We start from the raw sequence: 23,907 nt of genomic DNA, 5'->3' as shown, positions 1-23,907 counted from the left end.
GCCGCTGCGAAGATGGATCGGGTGCACGAGGCCGACGCCTCACCCCCGATGGAAACGACCGAGGAGGTTTCTATGGTCGATATTCCATATGAAGGGATCGCAGGCATCCCGCCTGCCGAAGTACCTGAAGTCGAGCTCTATCATCCAAGGAGCTGGTGGACACGGTATGTCTTCTCGCAGGACGCCAAGGTGATCGCCATTCAGTATTCGCTGACGGCCTCGGCCATCGGGTTGGTGGCCCTGGTGCTGTCGTGGCTGATGCGACTGCAACTGGGATTCCCCGGTACCTTCTCTTTCATCGATGCCAACCAGTACCTCCAGTTCATCACCATGCACGGCATGATCATGGTGATCTATCTGCTCACCGCATTGTTCCTCGGCGGCTTCGGCAACTACCTGATCCCGCTGATGGTCGGCGCCCGGGACATGGTCTTCCCCTATGTGAACATGCTGAGCTACTGGGTCTACCTGCTCGCAGTCCTGGTACTGGCCTCGACATTCTTCGTGCCCGGCGGCCCCACCGGCGCCGGCTGGACGCTATACCCGCCGCAAGCCATCCTCTCCGGAACGCCCGGGCAGGATTGGGGCATCATTCTCATGATGTCGTCCCTGATCCTGTTCATCATCGGCTTCACCATGGGCGGGCTCAATTACGTGGTCACGGTTCTGCAGGCGCGCACCCGCGGCATGACGTTGATGCGCCTGCCCCTCACGGTGTGGGGCATTTTCACGGCGACCGTCATGGCGCTGCTGGCATTCCCTGCGCTCTTCGTTGCCTCGGTCATGCTGCTGCTCGACCGTCTCCTGGGAACCAGCTTCTTCATGCCCTCCCTCGTCGAGATGGGCACGCTTTCGAAATATGGCGGCGGCAGCCCGCTGCTCTTCCAGCACCTGTTCTGGTTCTTCGGCCACCCCGAGGTCTACATCGTCGCCCTGCCCGCCTTCGGAATCGTCTCGGATCTGATCAGCACGCATGCGCGCAAGAACATCTTCGGTTATCGCATGATGGTCTGGGCCATCGTGGGGATTGGTGCGCTCAGCTTCGTCGTGTGGGCACACCACATGTATGTGAGCGGCATGTTCCCGCAATTCGGGTACTTCTTCGCCACCACGACGCTCATCATTGCCATCCCCACCGCGATCAAGGTCTACAACTGGGTGCTGACGCTGTGGCGCGGCGACATTCATCTCAGGGTGCCGATGCTGTTCGCCCTCGGCTTCATCATCACCTTCGTGAATGGCGGCCTCACCGGCCTCTTCCTCGGCAACGTCGTCGTGGACGTGCCCCTCTCGGACACCATGTTCGTGGTCGCGCATTTCCACATGGTGATGGGCGTGGCGCCGATCATGGTCGTGCTCGGCGCGATCTATCATTGGTACCCCAAGGTCACGGGGCGGATGCTGAACGACCTCCTCGGCAAGTTTCACTTCTGGGTCACCTTCCTCGGCGCCTACCTGATCTTCTTCCCCATGCACTATCTTGGACTGCTCGGGGTTCCGCGCCGGTATTTCGAACTCGGCGACACGGCGTTCATCCCGTCCTCGGCCCATACACTGAACGCCTTCATCTCCGTGGTGGCTTTGACCGTCGGCTTCAGCCAGATGGTGTTCCTGTTCAATCTTGCCTGGAGCCTGTTCAAGGGTGAGGCCTCGGGCGGCAATCCGTGGCGGGCGACGACGCTGGAGTGGCAGACGCCGGAGACGCCCCCCGGACACGGCAACTGGGGCAAGGAGCTCCCGGTCGTGTACCGCTGGGCCTATGACTACAGTGTGCCCGGCGCCGCGGAGGACTTCATTCCGCAGAACCAGCCGCCACGCGCGACGCAGCTCGTTCAGGGAGCTGCTTCGTGAGCGCCATCATCCTGTTCCTGGCTGTGCTTGCGGTGATCGCCGGATGGTGGCTGTCGCAGCAGCGGCTGATGGCCAAGCCCTGGCTGGAGGAAGGCTCGGTCGGTGACTTCCCCGGCGGCGATAGCATGACCTGGCCGGCAGCGAAGGTCGGACTTGGCGTGTTTCTCGCTGTAGCGAGCGCACTGTTCGTCCTCTTCATCAGCGCCTACTCGATGCGCATGAGCGTGGTGGACTGGCGGCCGCTGCCGGTCCCGCGGCTGCTGTGGGTCAACACGGGCGTCCTGGTCCTGAGCAGTGTCGCGCTGCAATGGTCGTACGTGGCTGCCGGGCGAGACGATACCGAGAGCGTCAAGATCGGTCTGCTCGCCGGCGGCGCTTCTGCCGTGATCTTCCTCGCCGGACAGCTCCTGGCCTGGCAACGGCTCGGGGCTGCCGGATATTTCGTGGCGTCCAATCCGGCCAATTCCTTCTTCTACCTGTTGACTGCGGTGCACGGGCTGCATCTGACGGGCGGCCTGGTGGCCCTCGGGCGAACCTCGGCCAAGGTGTGGCGCGGCACCGAGATCGCCGACATGCGCTTGAGCGTGGAGCTGTGCGCCATCTACTGGCACTTCCTGCTGTTGGTCTGGCTTGTCCTGCTCGGTCTTCTCACGGGCTGGACCGACGATTTCGTCAACATCTGCCGTCAATTGCTGAGCTAGGGAGGCGAGACCAGATGGCTGAAACCGTGCTGACACATTCGAGCCAATCGCCTGCGCGGCTTGAAGGCTGGCGCGGCATCGCCGCCGACTGGGCGTCCGATCAGCGCGCCTTCAAGAACGTGTCCTGGGGCAAGGCCATGATGTGGATCTTCCTCCTCAGCGACACCTTCATCTTCAGTTGCTTCCTGCTCTCCTACATGACGGCGCGCATGTCCACGACCGTGCCGTGGCCGAATCCCAGCGAAGTCTTCGCCCTCAATATCGGGGGCAACCACATCCCGCTGATCCTGATCGCCATCATGACCTTCGTCCTGATCAGCAGCAGCGGAACAATGGCGATGGCCGTCAATTTCGGCTACCGCCGGGATCGCGTGAGAACCGCAATCCTGATGCTGGTCACGGCGGCATTCGGCGCAACCTTCGTCGGAATGCAGGCGTTCGAATGGACCAAGCTGATCATGGAGGGCGTTCGACCCTGGGGCAATCCATGGGGCGCGGCGCAGTTTGGCTCAAGCTTTTTCATGATCACGGGTTTCCACGGCACCCACGTGACGATCGGCGTGATCTTCCTGATCGCGATCGCGCGAAAGGTCTGGCGGGGCGACTTCGACATCGAGAGGCGTGGCTTCTTCACAAGCCGCAAGGGCTATTACGAGATCGTCGAGATCATGGGCCTGTACTGGCACTTCGTCGATCTCGTGTGGGTGTTCATCTTTGCATTGTTCTATCTTTGGTGAGGTCGGCGCATGACAAACGCGGCGGTACACATGGAAGGCCAGCTCCACGCTCCGGCGCACGGCGCAGTCGCAACAGCAGCCGTGCACGCCAAGGGGCAACAGCACCCGATCAAGCTCTACCTCGTGGTCTGGGGCTGGCTGTTCGTCCTCAGCACGTGCTCCTACCTCGTCGACTACTTTGGCCTACACGGCTACCTCAGGTGGTCGCTGATCCTGCTGTTCATGGTGTTGAAGGCCGGCCTGATCGTCGCCGTCTTCATGCACATGGCCTGGGAGCGGCTGGCCCTCACCTATGCCATCCTGCTGCCGCCGATCGCGGTAATGGTGTTTGTGACCATCATGGTGCTCGAATCCGAATACACCCACTTGCTTCGGGTGATGTTTTTCGCAACCCCGTCGTAGCGGCAAGCTGATTTCGCACTGTCATGCCCCGCGAAGGCGGGGCATCCAGTAACCCGTGTCAGCAGTCGGTTCCTACAATGCCCGCCACGGAGTACTGGATCATCCGCCCCCGCGGATGATGACAGCGGTGGGGCGCCATCGCCTGCCCCGCCGCGCGGCTCGCATCAGCCCTCGAACGCGTCGATCGACGCCTTGCTGCCGCGTGAGACCAGTGTCTCGTCCGCCGCAGGCGACGGCTCGCCCTTGTCGCGAAAGCGGTTGGTGATGGGATAGCGGCGGTCGCGGCCGAAATTCCGGGCCGTCACCTTCACGCCCGGTGCAGCCTGGCGGCGCTTGTATTCGGCGACGTTGAGCAGATGATCGATGCGGGTGACCGTCTCGCGGTCGAAGCCGGCGGCGATGATCTTGTCGAGCGGCTCCTCGCGCTCGATCAGACGCTCCAGGATGGCGTCGAGCACGTCATAAGGCGGCAGCGAGTCCTGGTCGGTCTGGTTCTCGCGCAGCTCCGCCGTCGGCGGGCGCGTGATGATATCGGGAGGAATCACCTCGCCCGCAGGCCCGAGCGCGCCGTCGGGCTTCCAGTGGTTGCGCAGCGCGGCCAGCCGAAACACCTGCGTCTTGTAGATATCCTTGATCGGATTGAAGCCGCCGTTCATGTCGCCATAGAGCGTGGCGTAGCCGACCGACATTTCCGACTTGTTGCCGGTCGTCACCACCATCGGCCCGGTCTTGTTGGAGATCGCCATCAGCAGCGTGCCGCGGGTGCGGGCCTGCAGGTTTTCCTCGGTGATATCGGGCGGCAGATTCTTGAAGATGCCGGACAGGATGGTCTCGAAGCCGGTCACGGCTTCAGCGATCGGCAGCACCTCGTAGCGGATTCCGAGATGCCCGGCGAGCTCGCCCGCGTCCGCGATCGAGCTCGCCGCGGTGTAGCGATAAGGCAGCATCACGCCATGCACCTGGTCGGCACCGAGCGCATCGACCGCAATCGCCGCGCAGAGAGCGGAGTCGATGCCGCCGGAAATGCCGAGCAGAACGCCGGGAAATCCGTTCTTGGCGACATAGTCGCGCAAGCCCAGCACGCAGGCCGCGTAGTCGGCGTGGTCGCCCTCCGGCTGCGCGGCGATCGGCCCGGCGCAGCGCCAGTCGTCGCCGTTCCTGGTGAAGCGCAGTGTGGTAACGCTCTCTTCGAACGCCGGCAATTGCGCCGCGAGCGAGAGATCGCCGTTGAGCGCAAAGGAACCGCCGTCGAACACCAGCTCGTCCTGGCCGCAAACCTGGTTGAGATAGACCAGCGGCAGGCCGCTCTCGGTGACGCGCGCCACGGCGACCGAGAGGCGCACGTCGCTCTTGTCGCGGGCATAGGGCGAGCCGTTCGGCACCAGGATGATCTCGGCGCCGGTCTCGGCCAGCGTCTCGACCACGTTCTCGTAATCCTCGGACTCCTCCAGCCAGATGTCCTCGCAGATCGGCACGCCGATGCGCACGCCGCGTACGGTCACGGGACCTGCGGCAGGTCCGCGCGAAAACAGCCGCTTCTCGTCGAACACGCCGTAATTCGGCAGATTGCACTTGAAGCGAAGTGCGGCGATTTTTCCGCCATCGAGCAGCGCGCAGGCATTATGGAGCCTGCCGTCCTCGACCCAGGGCGTGCCGACCAGCACCGCCGGGCCGCCATCGGCGGTCTCGCGCGCGAGCGCCTCGATCGCGGCACGGCAGGCGTCCTGGAACGCCGGCTTCTGCACCAGATCTTCCGGCGGGTAGCCGGCGATGAACAATTCCGGAAACAGCACGAGATCGGCGCCGTCGGACCTGGCTTGCGCGCGCGCGGCACGCGCTTTCGCGGCATTGCCCTCGATGTCGCCCATGGTCGGATTGAGCTGGGCGAGCGTGACCGCGAATACGTTGAGACGTTCGGTCATGGCCGCCGCACTCCGCTTCAGAGGAACCCCAATCGCTCGACGATGGCGATGATCCAGAATGCGCCGGCCATCAGCAGCGCAACCCCGACCGCGGCCGAGCCCATGTCCTTGACCCGGCCGATCTGCTTGTCGTGATCCATGGTCAGGCGGTCGGCAAGCTTCTCGATCGCGGTGTTGAGCAGCTCGACCGTCAGCACGAACGCAACCGAACAGACCAGCTCGACCGCCCGCAGCGCCGTCGCGGCGACGAACCATGCCAGCGGCACCGACAGGATGAGCGCAAAAATCTCCTCGCGAACGGCCTGCTCCGACCGGAACGCGAAGGCCAGACCGTTGCGTGAATTGATCGTCGCCTTCCAGATCCGCAGCAAGGTGTTAGAGCCCCGCGGCGACCGGCATCGGCCTGGCCTTGCCGGCGCGTTCCTGCTTGAGGAGCTCCGCGATCAGGAAAGCCATGTCGATCGATTGCTCGGCATTAAGGCGGGGATCGCAGACCGTGTGGTAGCGGTCGTTGAGATCCTCGTCGGTGATCGCGCGGGCGCCGCCGATACACTCGGTGACGTCCTGACCGGTCATCTCCAGATGCACGCCGCCGGCGTGCGTGCCTTCCGCCGCATGGATGGTGAAGAACGACTTCACCTCCGACAGGACGCGGTCGAACGGGCGCGTCTTGTAGCCTGACGTCGAGGTGATGGTGTTGCCGTGCATGGGATCGCACGACCAGACCACAACCCTGCCCTCGCGCTTCACGGCGCGGATCAGTCCAGGCAGATGGTCGGCGACCTTGTCGGAGCCGAACCGGTTGATCAGCGTCAGCCGGCCAGGCTCGTTGTCGGGGTTGAGCACGTCGATCAGCTTCAAGAGCTCGTCGGGCTTGAGCGACGGGCCGCACTTCAGGCCGATCGGGTTCTTGATGCCGCGGAAATATTCGACATGGCCGTGATCGAGCTGACGGGTGCGGTCGCCGATCCAGATCATGTGGCCCGAGGTCGCGTACCAGTCGCCGGTAGTGGAATCGACGCGGGTCATGGCCTGCTCGTAGCCGAGCAGCAGTGCCTCATGGCTGGTGTAGAAATCGGTCGCGCGCAGCTCGGGATGGGCCTCGAGATCGAGGCCACAGGCGCGCATGAAATTGAGCGCGTCCGAGATGCGGTCGGCCAGCTCCTTGTAGCGGCGGGACTGCGGGCTATCCTTGAGGAAGCCGAGCATCCACTCATGCACGCTGCCGAGATTGGCGTAACCACCGGTCGCGAACGCACGCAGCAGGTTCAGCGTCGCAGCCGACTGGCGATAGGCCATCAGTTGGCGCTGCGGGTCCGGCACGCGCGCTTCCTTGGTGAAGGCGATGTCGTTGACGATGTCGCCGCGATAGCTCGGCAGCTCGACGCCGTTCATCTTCTCGGTCGGCGACGACCGCGGTTTTGCGAATTGGCCGGCAATGCGGCCAACCTTCACCACCGGCACCGCGCCGGCATAGGTCAGCACCACCGCCATCTGGAGCAGCACGCGGAAGAAATCGCGGATGTTGTTGGCGCCGTGCTCGGCAAAGCTCTCGGCGCAATCGCCGCCCTGGAGCAGGAAGGCCTCGCCGGCCGCAACGCGCCCCAGCGCCTTCTTCAGGTTGCGCGCCTCACCCGCGAACACCAGCGGCGGAAAGGTCGCAAGCTGCGCCTCGACGTCGGCCAAGGCCTTGGCGTCGGGATAATCGGGCACCTGTAGCACCGGCTTGCTGCGCCAGGACTCGGGCGTCCACCGCTCGGACATCGCAATCTCTCCGTGAAGTAAAAAAGCACAACCTGATCTGTGGGTTGCGAGGGCCGCCTTATACACAGCCCGGTCCCCGGCCGCCAGTTGTAAATCCATTTCGCACTGCAAACCCTTGCGGGGAAAGCCGAATTCGCATTTGCTGAGGGCTGGCAAGGAAACTGGCAGGACATCGGCTGCCCATGGACGCGGCGCGCGACGACGTTTTCATCGACGAGATCACCTTCCCGGCGACGGACGGGTATCCGCTGGCCGGCACCCTGTTCCTGCCGCGCGGCACCAAACGCCATGCCGTGCTGATCAACTCCGCCACCGCCGTCCCGCGAAAGATCTATCGCGGCTTTGCCTCCTACCTTGCCCATCGCGGCTGCGCGGTCCTGACCTACGATTATCGCGGCATCGGCGATTCCCGGCAGCCGGCGATGGTCGGCTACAACCAGCCGAAATCGCTGGTCGGCTTCAGGGCCTCGATGTCGGACTGGGCCGCGCAGGACGTCACCGCCGCGGTGCGCTGGATGCGCGAGCGCTACACCACCCTGCCGCTCGCCTATGTCGGCCACTCCTTCGGCGGCCAGGCGCTCGGGCTGATCGACAACAACCGCGACATTTCACGCGCCGCCTTCGTGGCCTCGCAGGCCGCGACCTGGCAGCTGATGGCGTCGCCGGAAAAATATCGCGTCTACGCCTTCATGAATTTCGTCGGCGTACCGCTCGTCCACGCGCTCGGCTACGCGCCGGCCTGGGCCGGCATCGGCGAGGATCTGCCCAAGGGCGTCTTCCTGCAATGGGCCGACTGGGTCTCCAGCCCGCGCTATCTGTTCGACTCCAAATTACCGGCGCTGGAGAACTTCGCAAAGTTCAAGGGCGAGCTGCGCGCGCTCTGCTTCTCCGACGATCCCTGGGCAACGCGGCCCGCGGTCGAGCTGCTCGCGAGCGGCTTCTCCGCGATCAAGCCGGAGGTGCTGACGGTGAAGCCGTCCGACGTCGGCGCCAAGGCGATCGGCCATTTCGGCTTCTTCCGCCCCGAGCACCGCGACACGCTGTGGCGCGGCGTGGCGGAATGGATCCAGGGGGAGTGACATTACGCGGCCGCCGCGGGCAGTTTGATGACGATCCGCAATCCGCTTCGTTCGCCCTCCGTGATGTTCGCAGCGTCGATCGATCCCCCAAGTCGATCGACAATCCGCTTGACGATCGAGAGGCCTAGACCGACGCCCTCGCCTTGCGGCCGCTGCCCACGGAAGAACGGCTCGAATATCCGGCCGATCTCTTCGGGGGAAACGCCTGGTCCATTGTCCTCGATCCGAAGCACAGCCTTGGTGCCGTCCCGGTAAATCGCCACATCGATCCTGCCGCCCACCGGCGTGAAACGGAGCGCGTTATCGAGAAGATTGCGGATCATGGCTGCGAGCATGACCGGCTCGCCGCGCACCGGAACAGACTCGGCCCGTTCGAAACCGAGATCGACGCCGCGACTGATCGCCTCCCGCAAGAGATCGGCGATGACGCTCTTCGCCGCGTGATCGAGCTCCACAACCTCCCATTGCCCGCAAACGGGGGGCGCAGCGTCGTGTCGTGCCAGCGCAAGCAACTGCTCCAGAAGATGCTTGCTGCGACCCATGCCCTGCCGAAGCGCCGCAAGGCGCTCGCGCGCGGCCGGTGGCAGTTCGACATGATCGAGATTCTCAGCCTGTACGCTCAACGCCGTAAGCGGAGTGCGCAGTTCGTGCGCGGCGTCCGCGATAAACCTTCGCTGCTGCCCTATCATCTCGTGCATGCGCTGCAACAGGCCGTTGATGGAAGACACGAACGGATTCAGTTCGCTTGGGAGGTCGCGCAGCGGCAAGGCCGTCATGTCATCCGCACGCCGTGCGTTGAGTTCGTCCGCCAGCCGGACCATGGGTCGAAGCGATCCGGCTATGACAAGGGCGATCACCAGCATCAGGCAAGGGATCAGCGCGGCGATCGGAAGCACGGTGCGGAGCGCCATGTCACTTGCGATCTCATCCCTGACCCCCGTGCTCTGGGCCACAGCAAACCGGCTGCCGTCGGATCGCGTCTTCAGCACCACCCGGACCGGCTTTCCCTGACGCGTGGCATCGCGCATCCCATCCTGTAGCCGCCACAACTGGCGCTCCTCGGGCGTGCCTTGCGGCGCCTTGCCCAGCTCCATCAGCCAGACCTCGGAGTTTTCATCGACCCCATGGAGGTCCTGAGCTCCGGTGAAGCCACCGCTCTGAACGAGGCCCGCGATCTGGATGAGCACGGAGTCCTGCGTCTCGATCGCCTCATCGAATGCCCACCGGTGTGCGAAGACGCCTCCGATGAGGCCGGTTACCAGCACGATCGTCGTCAAGCTGATGAACAGCCGGCCGCGCAGCGAGTTGATCATGGCGCGCGATCCACCATCCACCCCATCCCGCGCACGTTGCGGATCGCCTCCGTGCCGAGCTTCTTTCGGATGGTGTGGATCAGGAATTCGACCGCGTTGCTTTCGACCTCCTCGTTCCAGCCGTAAAGCTGCCGCTCGAGTTCGCTCCGCGACAGGATGGTGCCGGGGCGCGTCAACAAAGCCTGGAGCAACGCGAACTCGCGCGCGGTCAGGAGGGCCGTTTGGCCACACAGCGACGCCTCGCGGGTCGCAGGATCGAGACTGAGCCTGCCGTTGCCAAGCACAGCGGGCGCACCGCTGCCTTCGCGGCGAAGCACCGCCCGCATCCGCGCCAGCAATTCGCGTATCTCGAACGGCTTGACCAGATAATCGTCGGCGCCGAGGTCGAGGCCTTCGATCCTGTGATCGACGCCATCCCGCGCGGTGACGATAATGACCGGGCACCTGCAGCCATTCGCGCGCAACTGCCGCAGGACATCGCGGCCGTCCGCGTTCGGCAGGCCGAGATCGAGCAGCAGCACCTCGTAAGACTCGGCTGAGGCGGCAAGCAGCGCGGACTCGCCATCCCTCACCCAGTCGACGGCATAGGCAGCATCCTTCAGCGCCTGTTCGACGGCGGCTCCAACCATCCGGTCGTCTTCGATCAGCAGTACCCGCAAAGCTCGATCCTCGAAACCGCCGGGCCATCCGGCCGTCAAAATCATGACCGTTCCGACTTAGCGCAGAGTTAGGGAACGCCAGCAGGCCCAAAATGCGGCGAAGGCCGCGCTGCATTGAAAATTCTCGCCCCTAAGCCCGGCCTAAGTCGCCTGCGCGACGGTCTCGCATCGCTTCGGCTTTGGGAGATTTGGGCGTGTCGCAATATTCAGGTTTTGGCGCAAGACGGATGCTGAACAAGGTTCCGGAGGTTACGGCGATCTTCTGGGCCATCAAGATTCTCTCGACCACGGTTGGCGAGACCGGCGCCGACTATCTCGCGGTGCATGTCGGCCTCGGCGCCAGCCTGACCGCGATCTGCATGAGCGGCCTGCTGGTCGCTGCCCTGCTGCTGCAACTGAACCGCCGCGTCTACGTGCCCTGGATCTACTGGCTGACCGTCGTTCTCGTCAGCATCGTCGGCACGCAGCTCACGGATCTCCTGACCGACAAGCTCGAGATCAGCCTCTACATCAGCACCGCGGCGTTCGCTTGCGCGCTCGCCGCGACCTTCGCGGTCTGGTACGGCGTCGAGCGCACGCTGTCGATCCACAGCATCGTGACGACGCGGCGCGAGCTGTTTTATTGGACGGCAATCCTGTTCACCTTCGCGCTCGGCACGGCCGCAGGCGATCTTGCCACCGAAGCACTTGGTCTCGGTTTCCAGCTCGGCGTTGCCGCCTTCGGCATGCTGATCGCGGCGGTGATGATGGCCTATTACTTCGGCGCCAATCCCGTCCTCACCTTCTGGCTTGCCTACATTCTTACCCGTCCGCTTGGCGCCTCGCTCGGCGATCTGCTCTCGCAATCGCGCGAGTACGGCGGCATCGGACTCGGCACGATCCAGACCAGCATCGCCTTCCTGACCGTGATCGTCGGCCTCGTCGCCTGGGTGACCTTCGAGGGCGACGGCAGGCGTCGCGCCGATCCGGCGCAATAGCTTCAACCGCGAAATCCCGCTCTCTGCATGAAGCAGGAGCTCCACCAGGAGAAACCACATGATGAAACTGATTTCCGCCGTCGCCGTCTGCCTCGTGACGACCTTCGCAGGCGAGCCGCGCATTCATGCGACCCAGCACTTCACCTTCGTGCCGCTCGCGGAAGCCGCGACCGCAAAGCTCGGCGATCTCACGCCGTTCCGGAGCATCGTGGTCGACGTCGCCGCGCTGATCGACAAGGGCGACCTCCCCGCCGCCAAGACAAGGATCAAGGACCTCGAGACCAAATGGGACGAGGCCGAAGCCGGATTGAAGCCGCGCGCGGCAGCCGATTGGCACACCGTCGACAAGGCGATCGACCGCGCGCTGGAGGCGCTGCGCGCGAGCGCGCCGGATGTGGCGAAGTGCAAACAGGCAGTCGCTGATCTGCTCGCGACCATGGATACCGCCACGAAGTCCTGACGCCTCTGCGCGCCATCATCCCGTCAGCCGCGGATCCCGGTCCGCGGCTGACGTATCAACGAGGACACCATGGAAGATCAGACCAAAAGCAATATCATCAGCGAGAGCAAGGTCCCCGAGGTCACGCTCGGTTTCTGGATCATCAAGATCGCCGCCACCACGCTCGGCGAGACCGGCGGTGACACCGTCACCATGACGCTGAACTGGGGCTATCTGGCCGGGACCTGCCTGTTCCTCGCGGCCATGATCGTCCTGGTCGCGGCGCAGGTCCGCGCGCGCAAATTCCATCCGGCACTGTATTGGGCCACCATCGTCGCATCGACCACCTTCGGCACCACGATGGCCGACTTCGCCGACCGCTCGCTCGGCATCGGCTATACCGGCGGCTCGACGCTGCTGCTCACTTGTCTCGTGCTGGTGCTCGGCCTCTGGTATCGCGCCGAGGGAACGATCTCGGTCAACAGCGTCAGCACACCGCGCGTTGAGGCGTTCTATTGGGGCGCGATCACCTTTTCGCAAACACTGGGTACTGCGCTCGGCGACTGGATCGCGGATACCGGGGATATGGGCTATCGCGGTGGCGCACTGATCTTCGCGGCCGGACTCGCCGTTATCGCAGCACTTTACTTCTGGACGCGCGTCTCACGCGTCACGTTGTTCTGGGCCGCCTTCATCTTGACGCGTCCGCTGGGGGCGACCGTCGGCGACTTTCTCGACAAGCCGCTCGACCACGGCGGCCTGGCGCTGAGCCGGCCGCTGGCCTCGGTCGTGATCGCAGCTTTTATGCTGGGGTGCCTGCTGCTGCTCCCGCAACGCGCGGGGCAGCATCCCGGCAACACCCCGGCGCCGGAGCAAGCCTGAATGGCCGAACGTTAGCGGATGATGGTCGTCAGAGACGAGTAGCGCCGGTTCGGCTTGGCCTCGCCCGGCGCAAACTGCGCGAAGGCCTCGCTGACGCGGACCGCCGGCGGCGTATCGCTGGCGAAGCGGAATTCCTTCGGCCGCGGCGCGTAGAAGCTGGCGCTGTAATAGGCGTCGTCGAAACGCGCCTCGCCGACGCCGAACAATGCGTCGCAGACGAACAGGAGCGCATACACTCCTGCAACCGCCGCAACGATCTCCCTCAGAACAGACATGCCGATGCCCCAACCTTTTGCAGGCAGGATGCACGCCGGTTCCAAAGCGGAGGTTTAAGGCAGCAGCCTTCTTGTCCGCAGGGTTTTCCGCCACTGAGCGGAATGCAGACAATTTTATCGATTTCGAAAAAAGAGCCCGCCTGACCGGGATCAGGCGGGCCCAGGATTGGCCGATCGGGAGGTTATCACACGGCCAGATTCATCCAGACAGCCTTCGGCTCGGTGAAATTGTCGAGAGCGGCGGTGCCATGCTCACGGCCGAGGCCGGAGTCGCGCTCGCCGCCCCAGGGAAGGCGCACGTCGGTGTAGCCATAGGTGTTCATCCAGACCGTGCCCGCGCGCGCCCGCTTGGCGAAGCGCTGGAGCTTGCCGATGTCGCGGCTCCAGACCCCGGCGGCGAGGCTGTAGGCCGTGCCGTTGGCGATCCTGAGCGCATCGGCCTCGTCCTTGAACTTGATGACGCTGACGACGGGGCCAAAAATCTCCTCCTGCGAGATCCGCATCTCGTGTGCGACGCCTGCGAACACCGCGGGGCTGATGAAATAGCCGCGATCGCCGACCTTCTCGCCGCCGGTGACGAGGGTCGCGCCCTCCTTCTGGCCGATGTCGACATAGTCGAGGATCGACTTCATCTGCTTCTCGGAGATGACGGGGCCGAGCGCCGTCTTGCGATCGAGCGGGTCGCCGATCCTGAGCGACTTTGCGCGCGCGGCCAGCCGCTCGACGACCTCGTCATAAGCCTTCTCCTGCACCAGCACGCGGGAGCCGGCCGAGCACACTTGGCCGGCATTGAAGAAGATGCCTGAGGCCGCAGCCTTGGAGGCCGCTTCAAGATCGGCATCGTCAAAGATGACGTTGGCCGACTTGCCGCCGAGCTCGAGCGAGACGCGCTTGAAGTTGCTCGCCGCACCCTTCATGATTCCACGGCCCACGCCGGGCGAGCCGGTGAAGGTGACCTTGTCGACATCGGGGTGATTGACCAGCGCGTCGCCGACGACGCGGCCCGGACCGGTGACGACGTTGAAGACACCCGCCGGCAGGCCCGCTTCGAGTGCGAGCTCGGCGATGCGCAGCGCCGACAGCGAGGTCAGCTCGGCCGGCTTCATCACGATGGTGCAGCCGCAGGCCAGCGCCGGCGCCAGCTTCCACATGCCGATCATCAGCGGGAAATTCCACGGCACGATGGCCGCGACCACGCCGACCGGCTCGCGCACGGTATAAGTCAATGCATCGTCGCGCACCGGCACGACGTCGCCGCTGATCTTGTCGGCCCAGCCGGCGTAGTAGATCAGCGTGTCGACCGCGGCCGGAAAATCCTGGCGCGTCGTCGCTGAGATCGGCTTGCCGGCATCGATCGATTCGAGCTCGATGATTTCTTCTGAATGTTGCTTGAGCAGGTCCGCCCAGCGCAGCAGGATCTGGCCGCGCTCCGACGCCCGCATCGTGCGCCACGGGCCTTCGAATGCCCGGCGCGCGGCTGCCACGGCGTGCTCGACATCGGCCTCATTACCCTCGGCGACGATGGCGATGACCTGCCCGGTGGCGGGATTGAGGGATTTGAAGGTACGGCCGGAGCTGGCGGGGACGCGGCGGCCGTCGATGAGCAGATGCTGCGGCCGGGACATGAATTCGGTGGCCGGCGAGTGCGCAAAGTCATATGCAACGGACATCATATTTCCTCCTGTTCTGGTATACCAGACTAGGCGCCTATTGGCTGGAGTAAATATGATATGGTTTGCAAATGGACGTCCCACATATGAAGCGAAGTTCATAAGGAAGACCCATGCTTCAGATCGAGATCGAGGCCGTCTGGCGGTTTCGCCGGGAAGGCAATCCGCGCACCGTGGTGGTCATGCTCGGCGTCCTCAACGAAATCCGGAAGACCGGAAAGATCACGAGCGCGGCCAGCGATGTGCACCTATCCTACCGGCACGTCTGGAATCTGATCGAGCAATGGTCCGAGTTCTTCGGAACCCCTCTGGTCGAAACCCAGCGCGGCAAGGGCTCGAAACTCACGCCCTTCGGCGAACGGCTGGTGTGGGCCGGCGAGCGCATGCAGGCCCGGCTCGGGCCGCAGCTCGAAAACCTGGCACAGGAGCTGGCGAGCGAGATCAAGCCGTTCCTCGAACAGCGCCCTTCGGTGATCCGCGTTCATGCCAGCCACGGCTTTGCCGTGGCAAAACTGCGCGAATTCCTCGATCGCGAGCCTGGCATCGGCGTCGACCTGCGCTATGTCAGCAACCAGCATTCGCTGGTCGCGCTGGCGCAAGGCGCCTGCGATCTCTCGGGCCTGCATCTGCCACACGGCGCGTTGCGCGCGCAAGGCATCAAGGCGGCGCGCGAATGGCTCGACCCGCGCGAGGATCGCATCATCAGTTTCGTCACGCGCGAGATGGGGCTGATGGTCGCGCGCGGCAATCCGCTGCGCATCGCTTCGCTTCATGACCTCACTGGGCCAAAAGTCCGCTTCGTCAACCGCGACCATGATTCCGGCACGCGGCTGTTGTTCGACCAGCTGCTTGCCGCGAACGGCATCGACGAGAGCAAGATCAACGGCGCGCAGCAGATCGAGTTCACCCACGCCGCCGTCGCGGCCTATGTCGCGAGCGGCATGGCGGATGCGAGTTTTGGCGTCGAGGCGGCCGCCCGCCACTTCGGCCTCGATTTCATCCGCATCCTCACCGAGGATTATTTCTTCGTCTGCAAGCGCGCCTTCCTCGATACCGGGCCGATGCAGCGCATCCTGGAGATCATGCGCAGCGCCGATTTCCGCGCCGCCGTCGCCACCCTGCCCGGCTACGTGCCGTCGGATACCGGCAACGTGACTGGCGTGAAGGCGTTTCTGGAGATGCACGCCGTGCGATGATGCTCGGCTCGGCAACGATCTCACGTCCGGCCGATGGGATACGCGTTACGGGGACTATCGGCAGCGGCCGACCTTCGTCGGCTCGCTCAAGTTGATCGTCAATCATATCTGATCCGGCGCGGCACCTTATTGCCGAGCGCTCGGACTCAGCAGGCAGGCCGCAAGCTCGGTGCGGTTGTGCACGCCGAAGCGTCGGCACAGGTTCGCGACGTGCTCCTTCACGGTCTGATCGGAAATCCCCATCTCGCGGGCGATTTCCTTGTTGGTCTGGCCGCGGCAGACCCGGATGGCGACGTCCGCGGACCGTGGCGGAAGCGATGCCGAGAGCGTCGCCACCGGCGTCGTTGCCGGCTCGGGGACCCGGATTGCGGCAGGATGGGCGTCGATCGCGCCCGCGTTCGTCATGTTGGTCAAAGCGAGCGAGCCGGCCCGACACAGCATCTCCATGCGCTGCCGCGACCGCATCGTGTACGGCGCGTCCGTATCAGTCGTCGCCGTAAACAGCACGCCGACGATCTTCTGCCCGCACCACAACGGGCCGCCCATGTTGTATGCAAAGCCCCACTCGTGCAGCATCTCGAAGGACGGACTGTGCCGCCATTGCTGCGGACCGATCACCGTTTCGCCGTCGACCGCGCGGCCTTGGGTCATGATGCAGTCGAGCACGGGGTCGCGCTTCCAGAAGCCGGCCCTGTAATTGTCGAGCAGGCCTTCTGCGACGTGCCGGCTGTAGACCAGTTCCGGTTCGAGCCCGTCGAGCAAATAGAGGCCGACGGTCGGCGATCCCGTCAATTCCGTGATCGCCGAGCAGCAGGCAATGCCAAGGGCGCGCACCGAGCGGCTCTCGGCGATGGACATCAGCCGATCTGCGAGCTGGCGCTCGGGCAGACCATCCAAATGCTCCTGCTCGGCTCTCACCGCCACTCCTCGCGCGAACGCGCGGTGCCCTCGGACACACGCGCGTCATTGCCGATTGTTATAGGCTTAAAATTTCTGCCTCGCCTGACCTTTGGTCAAGCGAAAAGAAGCGGCAAAACACGGCTCTCCCGGCCCAGCTTTGCGGCAGAGCAGCATGGCCAACACCCCCCATGATGGGGGATTGCTGCTTTAGCCGCCTCATCTCTAGCATCCTGGCCATCGGGATCGCGTAACGACGTTCGCGCGGTTCCGAAGGGGACATCTCGACACCAACGCGAGCCCGTCGCGCGCACCAACAGTCGTTGGCGCGTGTGGGCGGAGTCTTGCCCGCGACCGGCGTCTGTTCCGCCCGACCCAGATCTTCGTGACCAGCAGCGTTGCGCGAAGAACCAACAGCCCGACGTGGAGACACCGACCATGAGCCCTTCCGTGCAACTCGCCGTAAAGCCTTCCGCGACCCCGACGGTGGCCGAGTTCCATGCGCGCCTCGACGCGCTGCTACCGCTGGTCGAATCCAGGGCCGCGGAGGCTGAGACACAGGGCTATCTGACTGACGACGTGGTAGCGGCGCTACGCAAGGCCGGCATCTACACCATGCTGTTCCCGAAGGAGGTCGGCGGCGCCGAGCTTCTGCCTTACGACGCCATGACCGTGATCGAGCGGCTCGCTTACGCACACGCCTCCGCCGGCTGGTGCGTCATCGGCAACAACATGGAAGGCACGACGCTCGCCATCTACATCGAGGACGAAGGCATCAAGAAAGTCTTCGCGGGCGGGCCCGACATCACGATTGCCGGCAACGGCGTGCCGCGCGGCTTCGCCCGACCGGTCGATGGCGGTTACATGATCCGTGGCAACTGGGCCTATGGCAGCGGCATTCAGCACGCCGAGTGGGTCCATTCAGGCTGCTTCGTCACCGACGCATCCGGCAAGGACATGGTGTTCGGCCCGAACGGCCAGCCCAAGATCGTCGTCACCCACCATCCGCGCGCGACCATCAAGTTGATGGGCAATTGGGACGTGCTCGGCCTGCGCGCGACGGGAAGTTTCGACTACACTTTGAGCGAGGGCGACGAGCTGTTCGTACCCACGCACATGACCTACGATTTTGACATTGGCGCGCCGCGCCGAGGTGGCGTGCAGGGTGCGCTGGGACTGGCGGGCTACAGCGCCTGGGCGCATTCCGCCTGGGCCGTCGGTGTCGGCCGCCGCATGCTCGACGAACTCGTCAAGGTGATCGTCCAGCGCCAGGATCCATTCGGCAAGTCGCGCGACAGCGCGAGCTTCAAGTTCCAGTTCGCGCAGGCCGAAGCTCGTTTCCGCGCAGCACGTGCGTTGGTCCACGAAACCTGGAAGGACGTCTCGGAGACTTGCGCCGGCGGTGAAAGTCCGTCGCTGGAGCAGATGACGATGATCAAGCTGTCACTGCGCCACGTCCACGACGTTCTGTCGGATGTCGCCACCTTCGCGCATCGCGCCGCGCGCGGCGCCTCGCTGCACAACACGCCGATGCAGCGGTTCTATCGCGACATCCATTCGGGCACGCAGCACATCCTGATGGCCGACCAGATCGTCGAAGAGTGCGGCCGTGCGCTGCTCGGCCTCCCCGGCCCTGGTGCGCAATGGACGGTCTTCGGGGTGACGGGCTGAGCAAGCGACCAGACACGAGGGCGTCGAGGTGAGGACATCCCGCATCGTTGGCTTCTGCGGCAATAGTTGGCGCCCGGCGAAGTCGCGCATGCTGGTGGAAGCCGTCGCCGCCGATCTTCAGGCGCAGCATGGACTGAAGACCACCGTCCTCGACCTTGTCGACGCCGGTTGCGGCATCGCCGGCTTCACCCGGACTGCACTCGATGACAACGCGCGCGCCGTCGTCGAGGCCATCGAACAGGCCGACGGCCTCGTGATCGGATGCCCGGTGTTCCAGGGCTCTTATCCCGGATTGTTCAAGCACGTATTCGACTTGATCGAACCCAGCGTGCTGCGCAACCGCCCGGTGCTGCTGACCGCGGTCGGCGGCGGCCTGCGCCACTCGCTGGTGGTCGAGCACCAGCTCCGCCCGCTGTTCGGCTTCTTCGAAGCCTGCACCGTTTCGACGGCGATCTACGCCAGCAGCGGCGAGATCGTACCAGGCGAGCCGCTCGCACCAATGACGGCCGCGCGGCTCGCCAACGCCGTCGAACAATTCGCCTCACTTCTCAGCGGTCGCCAGGAAGCCGCCGCATGACTCACCAACGCCCGGCTCTGCCGCCTTCAACCGGAGACGACCATGCTTGATACCGTCAAACCCTCACCCGATCTCACCGGCTTCTCCCGCGCAGAACATACGATCAACGGCGTGCGGACCGTCGTTCACAGCATCGGAAGCGGCCCGGTGCTGGTGTTCCTGCACGGCACCGGCACCTTCACCGGCTTCGAGATGGCGCGCGATTGGGCGAAGCGGCACACGGTCATCATCCCCTATCATGCGGGCTTTGGCGATTCCGGCGACGCCGAGACGATCGACACCGTCGAGGATCACGTCCTTCACTACATGGATCTGTTCGACAAGCTTGGCCTTGAGCAGTTCGACCTCGCCGGGTTCTCGCTCGGCGGATGGCTTGCCGCGGAGTTCGCGATCCGTCAGCCGCATCGGGTCCGCAAGCTGGTACTGGTTGCGCCCGCCGGTCTTGTGGTCGGAAGCGCGCCTGCGCCCGGATTGTTCGAGATCGCACCGCAAGAACTGCCAGCCTATCTCGCGCACGATCCGGCCGCGGCACTCCGTTACTTTCCCAAGGCGCCCGATCCGGCCTTCGACGCCCGGCTTGGACGCGAGGTCACGGGCTTTGCCAAGCTGATCCGCAGCGAACCGCAGGGCAATCCCAAGCTCGCGCACTGGCTGCATCGAATCACGATGCCGACGCTGGTGCTCTGGGGGGCCGCAGATCGTTTGCGCCCGACCGCCCAGGCAGATGCCTGGAAAGCAGGGCTCCCCAACGCACGCGTGACGCTGGTGCCGGCGACCGGTCATCTCGTGTTCGAGGAAACGCCGTCTTCTGCACACTACGTCACCGATTTTCTCGCCGATTGATCCGCACACAACAGAGGACACCACCATGATCGAGATGCCTCCGGGCGTGACCCCTGCCAAAGAAGGCTTTGGCAACGTCATCTGGAACATTCTGGGCCAGACCTACACGCTGAAGCAGCATTCCGAGGCGTCGATGGCCTGGCATGCCGTGTTTCCGGATGGCACCTTCGTGCCGCCGCACGTGCATCCGACCCAGGATGAATTCGTCTATGTGCTGAGCGGCCGCTACGACCTCTGGCTCGACGGCAAGGACTTTGTCGCCAAGGCCGGCGACCTCGTCCGCATGCCCAAGGGCATCCCCCACGGCATTTTCAACAAGTCGGGTGAAACCGCCACCAGCCTGTTCTGGGTCGCACCGACGCGTTCGCTGAAAGAGCTGTTCGAGCGCATCCACAATCTCCCCGATCCGCAGGAGGTCGTGCGACGTGCCGCCGAACACGAGGTCAACTTCCTGCCGCCGCCCGCCTGAGGCCACGCCGATTCCGTCGACACGCAAACCGCGAGAACCGATGATGACCATGCTGACAACAACTTGGACGTCCATCTCCGAGAACGACCGCCGTCGGATAGCCCGGTGGCAAAAAGGCATGCTGGCCCTCGCCATCCTCTGCGAGATCTTTCTCGCCGCCGACTGGTATGCCTTCGCGGCCGTACTGCCCTTCGTCTCCGAGAGCCTCAAGCTCAATCCCGCCGAGGCTGGGCTTGCGCAAGGCATCTTTGCGCTGACCTACGGTATCGGCATGGTGGTGTGGTCTCCGGTCAGCCGGTCGATGACGGCGCGCAACATGCTGCTGATCGGGCTTGCGGGCACTGGTATCGGCATGGTGCTCCAGGTGTTCGTACAAAGCTACACACAGCTCTTGATGCTCCGGCTCGTGATCGGCTTCTTCGACGCCGGCATCTTCATCGGCAACATGAAGCTGATCTTCGGCTGGTTTCCGCAAAGTCGGCGTGGCTCGGTGGTAGGCATCATCCTCGCCGCCTACAGCCTCGCCATCACCATGGATTTCGCGCTCGGCATTCCCCTGACGATTGCGACCGGTTGGCGGACCTTCTTCGCCGTGCTGGCAATCGGCACGCTGCTCGTTGCAGCCGTCGACGCACTCGTCGTCCGCAACAATCCGCGCGAGCTCGGCATCGACGGTTTCACCTGGGGCAACGAAACACCGCAGGAGCACCTGCCGCTCGGTGAGATCTTCCGCTCGAAATGGATCGCGGTCGGCGGCTTCGGCATCGTGGCCTGCACCTTCGCGATCGCCGGCACCGCCACCTGGGTGGTGCCGGCCTTCATCACAGTACAGCACATGCCGCCGGAAGCCGGCGCTGTCATTGGCACCGTCATGGGGTTGTCGCAGGTGCTATTCCTGGTGATTGGCGGCTACATGTCCGATCGACTCGGCAAGCCCTTCATGATCAAACTCACCGCATGTCTCGCTTTCCTGACCGCGCTGATGTTCCTGTGGAGCGTGGTCACACCGATGTCGTTCTCGATGCTGGTGCTGTTTGCAGCACTCAGCGGTATCGCGCTTCTCGGCGGCGGCGCTATCTTCGCCCTGCTCAGCGAAAAATACTCCGACGCGCTCGCACCGGCCGCGATTGGATACGCCGAGGTATTTGGCATCTTCTCGGCCTTCGTGGCGCCCTGGATGATGGGCGCCATCATCAACGCCTCGGCCGGCTCGTTCACCGGCGCCTTCATTGCTTTCGCGGTGGTCGAGCTCATCATCGTCGGCCTTTTGATGATCCTCGCCCGCGAGGACGTCAGTCAGGGCGCGGTGGTCGGAAGCCCCGCGGAATAAGATGCAGCGATCAAGGGCACGGGCTGAAGCCCGTGCTCTGGGGACCTCGACGAAGGACCATCTTTTGGGAAATCAGGCGCCCTCACCTTGTCCGCGGCGGGCAAGAGTGGCAATCTCGCATGCAAGTGCCCCAAGAGACCCCGTCATGCCGCGCGCGAGCGCCAAATCGCTTCCCCAGCTCAGTCTGCGCATCGACCTCGATGGCGAGGATCGGATCGGGCCCGGCAAGATCGAGCTTTTGGAGCAGATCCGCGAGCAAGGCTCGATCTCGGCAGCCGGCCGCGCCATGGACATGTCCTACAAGCGTGCCTGGGACCTCGTCGACGAGATCAACCGTATCTGCGGACATCCGGTGGTCGAGCCGCAGGCCGGCGGCAAGAACGGCGGCGGCGCGATGCTGACGCCGTTCGGCGAAAAGCTTGTCGCGCGCTACCGCAAGATCGAACGCGACGCCGCGCGCGCCGTGCACAAGGAGCTGGAAGCGCTCAGGAGTGACATCGGCCGTTCGCGGAAATCGTGAACGGGCGAGCGCATGGACGGATAGCAGCCCGGCCGCTGGCGGCTCGCTATCGCATCCAGCGTGGCAGGGGCAGATTTTTCTTGCGCAGGAATTCCGGGTTGAACAGCTTGGATTGATAACGCTGTCCGCCATCCGCGAGGATGGTCACGATGGTTTTGCCTGGACCGAGGTCGCGCGCAAGTCGCATGGCTCCAACGATATTGATCGCGCTTGAGCCGCCCAACACCAGTCCTTCGTGCTCGATCAGGTCGAACAGGACAGGCAAGGCTTCCTCGTCCGTAATCTGATATGCCGTATCGATGGGCGTGCCTTCGAGGTTCCGGGTGACACGGACTTGCCCGATCCCTTCGGTGATGGAGTCTCCCTCTGTCGTCAGTTCCCCTTTGGTGAACCAATTGTAGAGAGCGGCCCCCATGGGATCGCTGAGCGCAATCTTGATGCCGGGATTTCGCTCCTTGAGGGCCCGCGCGATCCCACCCAAGGTACCGCCGCTCCCGACGGCACATGTGAAGCCGTCGATTCTTCCATCCGTCTGCTGCCAAATCTCCGGACCGGTCGTGCGATAGTGCCCCTCCCGATTGGCGACATTATCGAACTGATTGGCCCAGAAGGCACCGAGCTCCTCGGCGAGCTGGCCGGAATAGCGCGCGTAATGACCTGGATTGGAATAGGGTACGGCCGGCACTAGGCGCAGGTCGGCACCGCACAACCGCAACATGTCCTTTTTCTCCTGACTTTGCGTGTCAGGCATCACGATCACGCTTCGATAGCCGCGTGCATTCGCCACGAGCGCTATGCCGATTCCGACATTGCCGGCTGTTCCTTCGACGATGACGCCTCCTGGCCCAAGCTTGCCGCATCGTTCGGCATCGTTGATCATGGCCAGCGCCGCGCGATCCTTGATCGAGCCGCCGGGATTGAGAAATTCGGCCTTGCCATAGATCTCGCAACCCGTGGCCTCCGACGGCATTCGTAGCCTGATCAATGGCGTGTTGCCGATAGCGTCCAGGAAACCCGTTCGAACATCGCTCATCGCTTGCCACCTCTACCCGCCCGCAACTTTAGGCTGGCGAACAGGCAAAGCGATTCTCTAGTTCAGGCGAGGCGTGCAACATTTCCAGCGCTCGACCGGCCCAATCGGCAATTCCATTCTTAGGCGGTGTTTTGTTTGCGCCTTTGGCCCAAGCCGCTAGTTCGGCCGCACCGACATTTCCGGCATCGGCTGGGTCAGCGCTTCGCCGAGCAGGCTCTGCTCGGCTTTCGGGATCGAGAAGCGCACCTTGAAGCCGTCCTCGGTCTGAAGCGTGATGATGCGCTGGGTCGTGTCGGTCGCCTGCTCAATCGCCCAAGACGCCAGCGGATAGGCGTAGCGCAGGCTCTGGTCGCCGTAGCGGGCCTTCAGCGCCGCCTCGAGCAGCCCGGGCAGCGTCATGATGAGGGCGCCGACCTGGTTGAGCGAGACGCTGACCGCGGCGGGGTTGCCCGCCAGATCCTCGAAGCCCAGCGAGATCGCGCCGCCGTCGGACGCCACCTCGCAGGTCGTGAGCTGCCTCACCTTGATTTCCATCGCCAGTCCCGGAACGCGGTTCGCTATATCCATCACGATATATCGATATGTCCACCCGCGTCCAGCCCTGCTTTTCTGGAATTGATCGAACCGGCCGCCATGGTCGGCCCGGCGAAGCCGTGATATATAGTTCGATATAACGAGGCCCCGAACGGCCTGTTTCTGC

25 protein-coding genes are annotated in these 23,907 nt (G+C 64.1%); 15 read left to right on the top strand and 10 right to left on the bottom strand.

Annotation, left to right across the window (positions count from 1 at the left end):
* Positions 1–72: 72 nt before the first annotated feature.
* Genes IVB46_RS24740 through IVB46_RS24725 form a run of 4 tightly spaced genes read left to right on the top strand, consistent with a single transcriptional unit; the run spans position 73 to position 3,691 of the window.
* Entirely contained in the window at positions 73–1,851 is a 1,779-nt protein-coding gene (locus IVB46_RS24740; RefSeq protein ID WP_166094331.1) for a cbb3-type cytochrome c oxidase subunit I, read from the top strand.
* Positions 1,848–2,552, top strand: a complete 705-nt coding sequence (locus tag IVB46_RS24735) for a cytochrome c oxidase subunit 3 (RefSeq protein ID WP_247307101.1) — start codon at positions 1,848–1,850, stop codon at positions 2,550–2,552. Before IVB46_RS24740 ends, IVB46_RS24735 begins: the two co-directional genes overlap by 4 nt.
* A gap of 14 nt (positions 2,553–2,566) precedes the next feature.
* On the top strand, positions 2,567–3,289 hold the full coding sequence (locus tag IVB46_RS24730; protein WP_247307097.1) for a heme-copper oxidase subunit III family protein: 723 nt from the start codon (positions 2,567–2,569) through the stop codon (positions 3,287–3,289).
* A 9-nt stretch (positions 3,290–3,298) separates the two neighbouring features.
* Positions 3,299–3,691 carry a cytochrome C oxidase subunit IV family protein gene (locus IVB46_RS24725; RefSeq protein ID WP_085404837.1) on the top strand — a complete coding sequence of 131 codons (393 nt, stop codon included), beginning with the start codon at positions 3,299–3,301 and terminating at the stop codon, positions 3,689–3,691.
* Between the two features lie 164 nt (positions 3,692–3,855).
* On the opposite strand, the gene IVB46_RS24720 is transcribed toward IVB46_RS24725, so the two are convergent.
* The 3 genes from IVB46_RS24720 to IVB46_RS24710 are packed head-to-tail and all read right to left on the bottom strand — an operon-like array spanning position 3,856 to position 7,377.
* On the bottom strand, positions 3,856–5,613 hold the full coding sequence (locus tag IVB46_RS24720; RefSeq protein ID WP_247307094.1) for an NAD+ synthase: 1,758 nt from the start codon (positions 5,611–5,613) through the stop codon (positions 3,856–3,858).
* 17 nt (positions 5,614–5,630) lie between these two features.
* The gene (locus IVB46_RS24715; RefSeq protein WP_014496149.1) at positions 5,631–5,984 is read right to left on the bottom strand and encodes a diacylglycerol kinase; all 354 of its coding nucleotides are present in this window, start codon (positions 5,982–5,984) and stop codon (positions 5,631–5,633) included.
* Positions 5,985–5,988: 4 nt separating this feature from the next.
* Positions 5,989–7,377 carry a 3-deoxy-7-phosphoheptulonate synthase class II gene (locus tag IVB46_RS24710; RefSeq protein WP_247307091.1) on the bottom strand — a complete coding sequence of 463 codons (1,389 nt, stop codon included), beginning with the start codon at positions 7,375–7,377 and terminating at the stop codon, positions 5,989–5,991.
* Positions 7,378–7,559: 182 nt separating this feature from the next.
* Between IVB46_RS24710 and IVB46_RS24705 the strand changes: the two genes are divergently transcribed.
* Positions 7,560–8,456, top strand: a complete 897-nt coding sequence (locus IVB46_RS24705) for an alpha/beta fold hydrolase (protein ID WP_247307088.1) — start codon at positions 7,560–7,562, stop codon at positions 8,454–8,456.
* 2 nt (positions 8,457–8,458) lie between these two features.
* Here the strand turns inward: IVB46_RS24705 and IVB46_RS24700 are convergent, their stop codons facing one another.
* Together IVB46_RS24700 and IVB46_RS24695 are read right to left on the bottom strand one after the other, a co-directional pair.
* Positions 8,459–9,769: an ATP-binding protein gene (locus IVB46_RS24700; RefSeq protein WP_247307085.1), complete on the bottom strand. Its 1,311-nt coding sequence runs from the start codon at positions 9,767–9,769 to the stop codon at positions 8,459–8,461.
* Positions 9,766–10,428: a response regulator transcription factor gene (locus tag IVB46_RS24695; RefSeq protein WP_247307294.1), complete on the bottom strand. Its 663-nt coding sequence runs from the start codon at positions 10,426–10,428 to the stop codon at positions 9,766–9,768. The genes IVB46_RS24700 and IVB46_RS24695 overlap by 4 nt, the downstream gene beginning before the upstream one ends.
* A 227-nt stretch (positions 10,429–10,655) precedes the next feature.
* On the opposite strand from IVB46_RS24695, the gene IVB46_RS24690 reads away from it, so the two are divergent.
* From IVB46_RS24690 to IVB46_RS24680, 3 genes are all read left to right on the top strand, one after another.
* Positions 10,656–11,405 (top strand): hypothetical protein, encoded by a 750-nt coding sequence (locus tag IVB46_RS24690; RefSeq protein WP_247307291.1) that lies wholly within the window; start codon positions 10,656–10,658, stop codon positions 11,403–11,405.
* Positions 11,406–11,463: 58 nt separating this feature from the next.
* Positions 11,464–11,865, top strand: coding sequence for a hypothetical protein (locus tag IVB46_RS24685; RefSeq protein WP_247307083.1), 402 nt, complete (start codon positions 11,464–11,466; stop codon positions 11,863–11,865).
* 69 nt (positions 11,866–11,934) lie between these two features.
* Complete coding sequence (locus IVB46_RS24680; RefSeq protein WP_247307080.1) at positions 11,935–12,726, top strand: hypothetical protein; 792 nt, start codon at positions 11,935–11,937, stop codon at positions 12,724–12,726.
* An 11-nt stretch (positions 12,727–12,737) separates the two neighbouring features.
* On the opposite strand, the gene IVB46_RS24675 is transcribed toward IVB46_RS24680, so the two are convergent.
* Together IVB46_RS24675 and IVB46_RS24670 are read right to left on the bottom strand one after the other, a co-directional pair.
* Positions 12,738–13,001: a hypothetical protein gene (locus IVB46_RS24675; protein WP_063983997.1), complete on the bottom strand. Its 264-nt coding sequence runs from the start codon at positions 12,999–13,001 to the stop codon at positions 12,738–12,740.
* 185 nt (positions 13,002–13,186) lie between these two features.
* The gene (locus IVB46_RS24670) at positions 13,187–14,671 is read right to left on the bottom strand and encodes an aldehyde dehydrogenase family protein (protein WP_247343748.1); all 1,485 of its coding nucleotides are present in this window, start codon (positions 14,669–14,671) and stop codon (positions 13,187–13,189) included.
* A 113-nt stretch (positions 14,672–14,784) separates the two neighbouring features.
* Between IVB46_RS24670 and IVB46_RS24665 the strand changes: the two genes are divergently transcribed.
* The gene (locus IVB46_RS24665) at positions 14,785–15,867 is read left to right on the top strand and encodes a substrate-binding domain-containing protein (protein WP_247307077.1); all 1,083 of its coding nucleotides are present in this window, start codon (positions 14,785–14,787) and stop codon (positions 15,865–15,867) included.
* Positions 15,868–15,993: 126 nt separating this feature from the next.
* On the opposite strand, the gene IVB46_RS45120 is transcribed toward IVB46_RS24665, so the two are convergent.
* The gene (locus IVB46_RS45120; RefSeq protein WP_135214413.1) at positions 15,994–16,785 is read right to left on the bottom strand and encodes a LuxR C-terminal-related transcriptional regulator; all 792 of its coding nucleotides are present in this window, start codon (positions 16,783–16,785) and stop codon (positions 15,994–15,996) included.
* A 417-nt stretch (positions 16,786–17,202) separates the two neighbouring features.
* Between IVB46_RS45120 and IVB46_RS24655 the strand changes: the two genes are divergently transcribed.
* From IVB46_RS24655 to IVB46_RS24630, 6 genes are all read left to right on the top strand, one after another.
* Positions 17,203–18,435, top strand: a complete 1,233-nt coding sequence (locus tag IVB46_RS24655) for an acyl-CoA dehydrogenase family protein (protein ID WP_247307075.1) — start codon at positions 17,203–17,205, stop codon at positions 18,433–18,435.
* Between the two features lie 28 nt (positions 18,436–18,463).
* The gene (locus tag IVB46_RS24650; RefSeq protein WP_071915146.1) at positions 18,464–19,012 is read left to right on the top strand and encodes an NAD(P)H-dependent oxidoreductase; all 549 of its coding nucleotides are present in this window, start codon (positions 18,464–18,466) and stop codon (positions 19,010–19,012) included.
* Between the two features lie 42 nt (positions 19,013–19,054).
* Complete coding sequence (locus IVB46_RS24645; protein ID WP_247307073.1) at positions 19,055–19,855, top strand: alpha/beta hydrolase; 801 nt, start codon at positions 19,055–19,057, stop codon at positions 19,853–19,855.
* A 25-nt stretch (positions 19,856–19,880) separates the two neighbouring features.
* A complete protein-coding gene (locus IVB46_RS24640; RefSeq protein WP_028159377.1) occupies positions 19,881–20,324 on the top strand; it encodes a cupin domain-containing protein in 444 nt (147 codons plus the stop codon).
* 118 nt (positions 20,325–20,442) lie between these two features.
* Positions 20,443–21,654 (top strand): MFS transporter, encoded by a 1,212-nt coding sequence (locus IVB46_RS24635; protein ID WP_085404941.1) that lies wholly within the window; start codon positions 20,443–20,445, stop codon positions 21,652–21,654.
* 145 nt (positions 21,655–21,799) lie between these two features.
* Positions 21,800–22,174: a winged helix-turn-helix domain-containing protein gene (locus IVB46_RS24630; protein ID WP_063984001.1), complete on the top strand. Its 375-nt coding sequence runs from the start codon at positions 21,800–21,802 to the stop codon at positions 22,172–22,174.
* Between the two features lie 46 nt (positions 22,175–22,220).
* Here IVB46_RS24630 and IVB46_RS24625 read toward each other — a convergent pair whose 3' ends face one another.
* Both IVB46_RS24625 and IVB46_RS24620 read right to left on the bottom strand, forming a co-directional pair.
* Positions 22,221–23,207: a cysteine synthase A gene (locus IVB46_RS24625; RefSeq protein ID WP_039150086.1), complete on the bottom strand. Its 987-nt coding sequence runs from the start codon at positions 23,205–23,207 to the stop codon at positions 22,221–22,223.
* 156 nt (positions 23,208–23,363) lie between these two features.
* On the bottom strand, positions 23,364–23,741 hold the full coding sequence (locus IVB46_RS24620; protein ID WP_028159380.1) for a hypothetical protein: 378 nt from the start codon (positions 23,739–23,741) through the stop codon (positions 23,364–23,366).
* Positions 23,742–23,907 lie beyond the last annotated feature (166 nt).

The sequence above is a fragment of the Bradyrhizobium sp. 61 genome (assembly GCF_023073075.1).
Taxonomy (GTDB): domain Bacteria; phylum Pseudomonadota; class Alphaproteobacteria; order Rhizobiales; family Xanthobacteraceae; genus Bradyrhizobium; species Bradyrhizobium barranii.
The sequence above is the reverse complement of the archived record's forward strand: the minus strand, read 5'-3'. Positions and strand labels throughout refer to the sequence as shown.

Excerpts from the sequence above, each read along its gene's own strand:
- IVB46_RS24740 (WP_166094331.1), top strand. The coding sequence starts at position 73 with ATGGTCGATATTCCATATGAAGGGATCGCAGGCATCCCGCCTGCCGAA.
- IVB46_RS24730 (WP_247307097.1), top strand. The coding sequence starts at position 2,567 with ATGGCTGAAACCGTGCTGACACATTCGAGCCAATCGCCTGCGCGGCTT.
- IVB46_RS24725 (WP_085404837.1), top strand. The coding sequence starts at position 3,299 with ATGACAAACGCGGCGGTACACATGGAAGGCCAGCTCCACGCTCCGGCG.
- IVB46_RS24720 (WP_247307094.1), bottom strand. The coding sequence starts at position 5,613 with ATGACCGAACGTCTCAACGTATTCGCGGTCACGCTCGCCCAGCTCAAT.
- IVB46_RS24710 (WP_247307091.1), bottom strand. The coding sequence starts at position 7,377 with ATGTCCGAGCGGTGGACGCCCGAGTCCTGGCGCAGCAAGCCGGTGCTA.
- IVB46_RS24705 (WP_247307088.1), top strand. The coding sequence starts at position 7,560 with ATGGACGCGGCGCGCGACGACGTTTTCATCGACGAGATCACCTTCCCG.
- IVB46_RS24700 (WP_247307085.1), bottom strand. The coding sequence starts at position 9,769 with ATGATCAACTCGCTGCGCGGCCGGCTGTTCATCAGCTTGACGACGATC.
- IVB46_RS24690 (WP_247307291.1), top strand. The coding sequence starts at position 10,656 with ATGCTGAACAAGGTTCCGGAGGTTACGGCGATCTTCTGGGCCATCAAG.
- IVB46_RS24685 (WP_247307083.1), top strand. The coding sequence starts at position 11,464 with ATGATGAAACTGATTTCCGCCGTCGCCGTCTGCCTCGTGACGACCTTC.
- IVB46_RS24680 (WP_247307080.1), top strand. The coding sequence starts at position 11,935 with ATGGAAGATCAGACCAAAAGCAATATCATCAGCGAGAGCAAGGTCCCC.
- IVB46_RS24675 (WP_063983997.1), bottom strand. The coding sequence starts at position 13,001 with ATGTCTGTTCTGAGGGAGATCGTTGCGGCGGTTGCAGGAGTGTATGCG.
- IVB46_RS24670 (WP_247343748.1), bottom strand. The coding sequence starts at position 14,671 with ATGTCCGTTGCATATGACTTTGCGCACTCGCCGGCCACCGAATTCATG.
- IVB46_RS24665 (WP_247307077.1), top strand. The coding sequence starts at position 14,785 with ATGCTTCAGATCGAGATCGAGGCCGTCTGGCGGTTTCGCCGGGAAGGC.
- IVB46_RS24655 (WP_247307075.1), top strand. The coding sequence starts at position 17,203 with ATGAGCCCTTCCGTGCAACTCGCCGTAAAGCCTTCCGCGACCCCGACG.
- IVB46_RS24645 (WP_247307073.1), top strand. The coding sequence starts at position 19,055 with ATGCTTGATACCGTCAAACCCTCACCCGATCTCACCGGCTTCTCCCGC.
- IVB46_RS24640 (WP_028159377.1), top strand. The coding sequence starts at position 19,881 with ATGATCGAGATGCCTCCGGGCGTGACCCCTGCCAAAGAAGGCTTTGGC.
- IVB46_RS24635 (WP_085404941.1), top strand. The coding sequence starts at position 20,443 with ATGCTGGCCCTCGCCATCCTCTGCGAGATCTTTCTCGCCGCCGACTGG.
- IVB46_RS24630 (WP_063984001.1), top strand. The coding sequence starts at position 21,800 with ATGCCGCGCGCGAGCGCCAAATCGCTTCCCCAGCTCAGTCTGCGCATC.
- IVB46_RS24625 (WP_039150086.1), bottom strand. The coding sequence starts at position 23,207 with ATGAGCGATGTTCGAACGGGTTTCCTGGACGCTATCGGCAACACGCCA.
- IVB46_RS24620 (WP_028159380.1), bottom strand. The coding sequence starts at position 23,741 with ATGGAAATCAAGGTGAGGCAGCTCACGACCTGCGAGGTGGCGTCCGAC.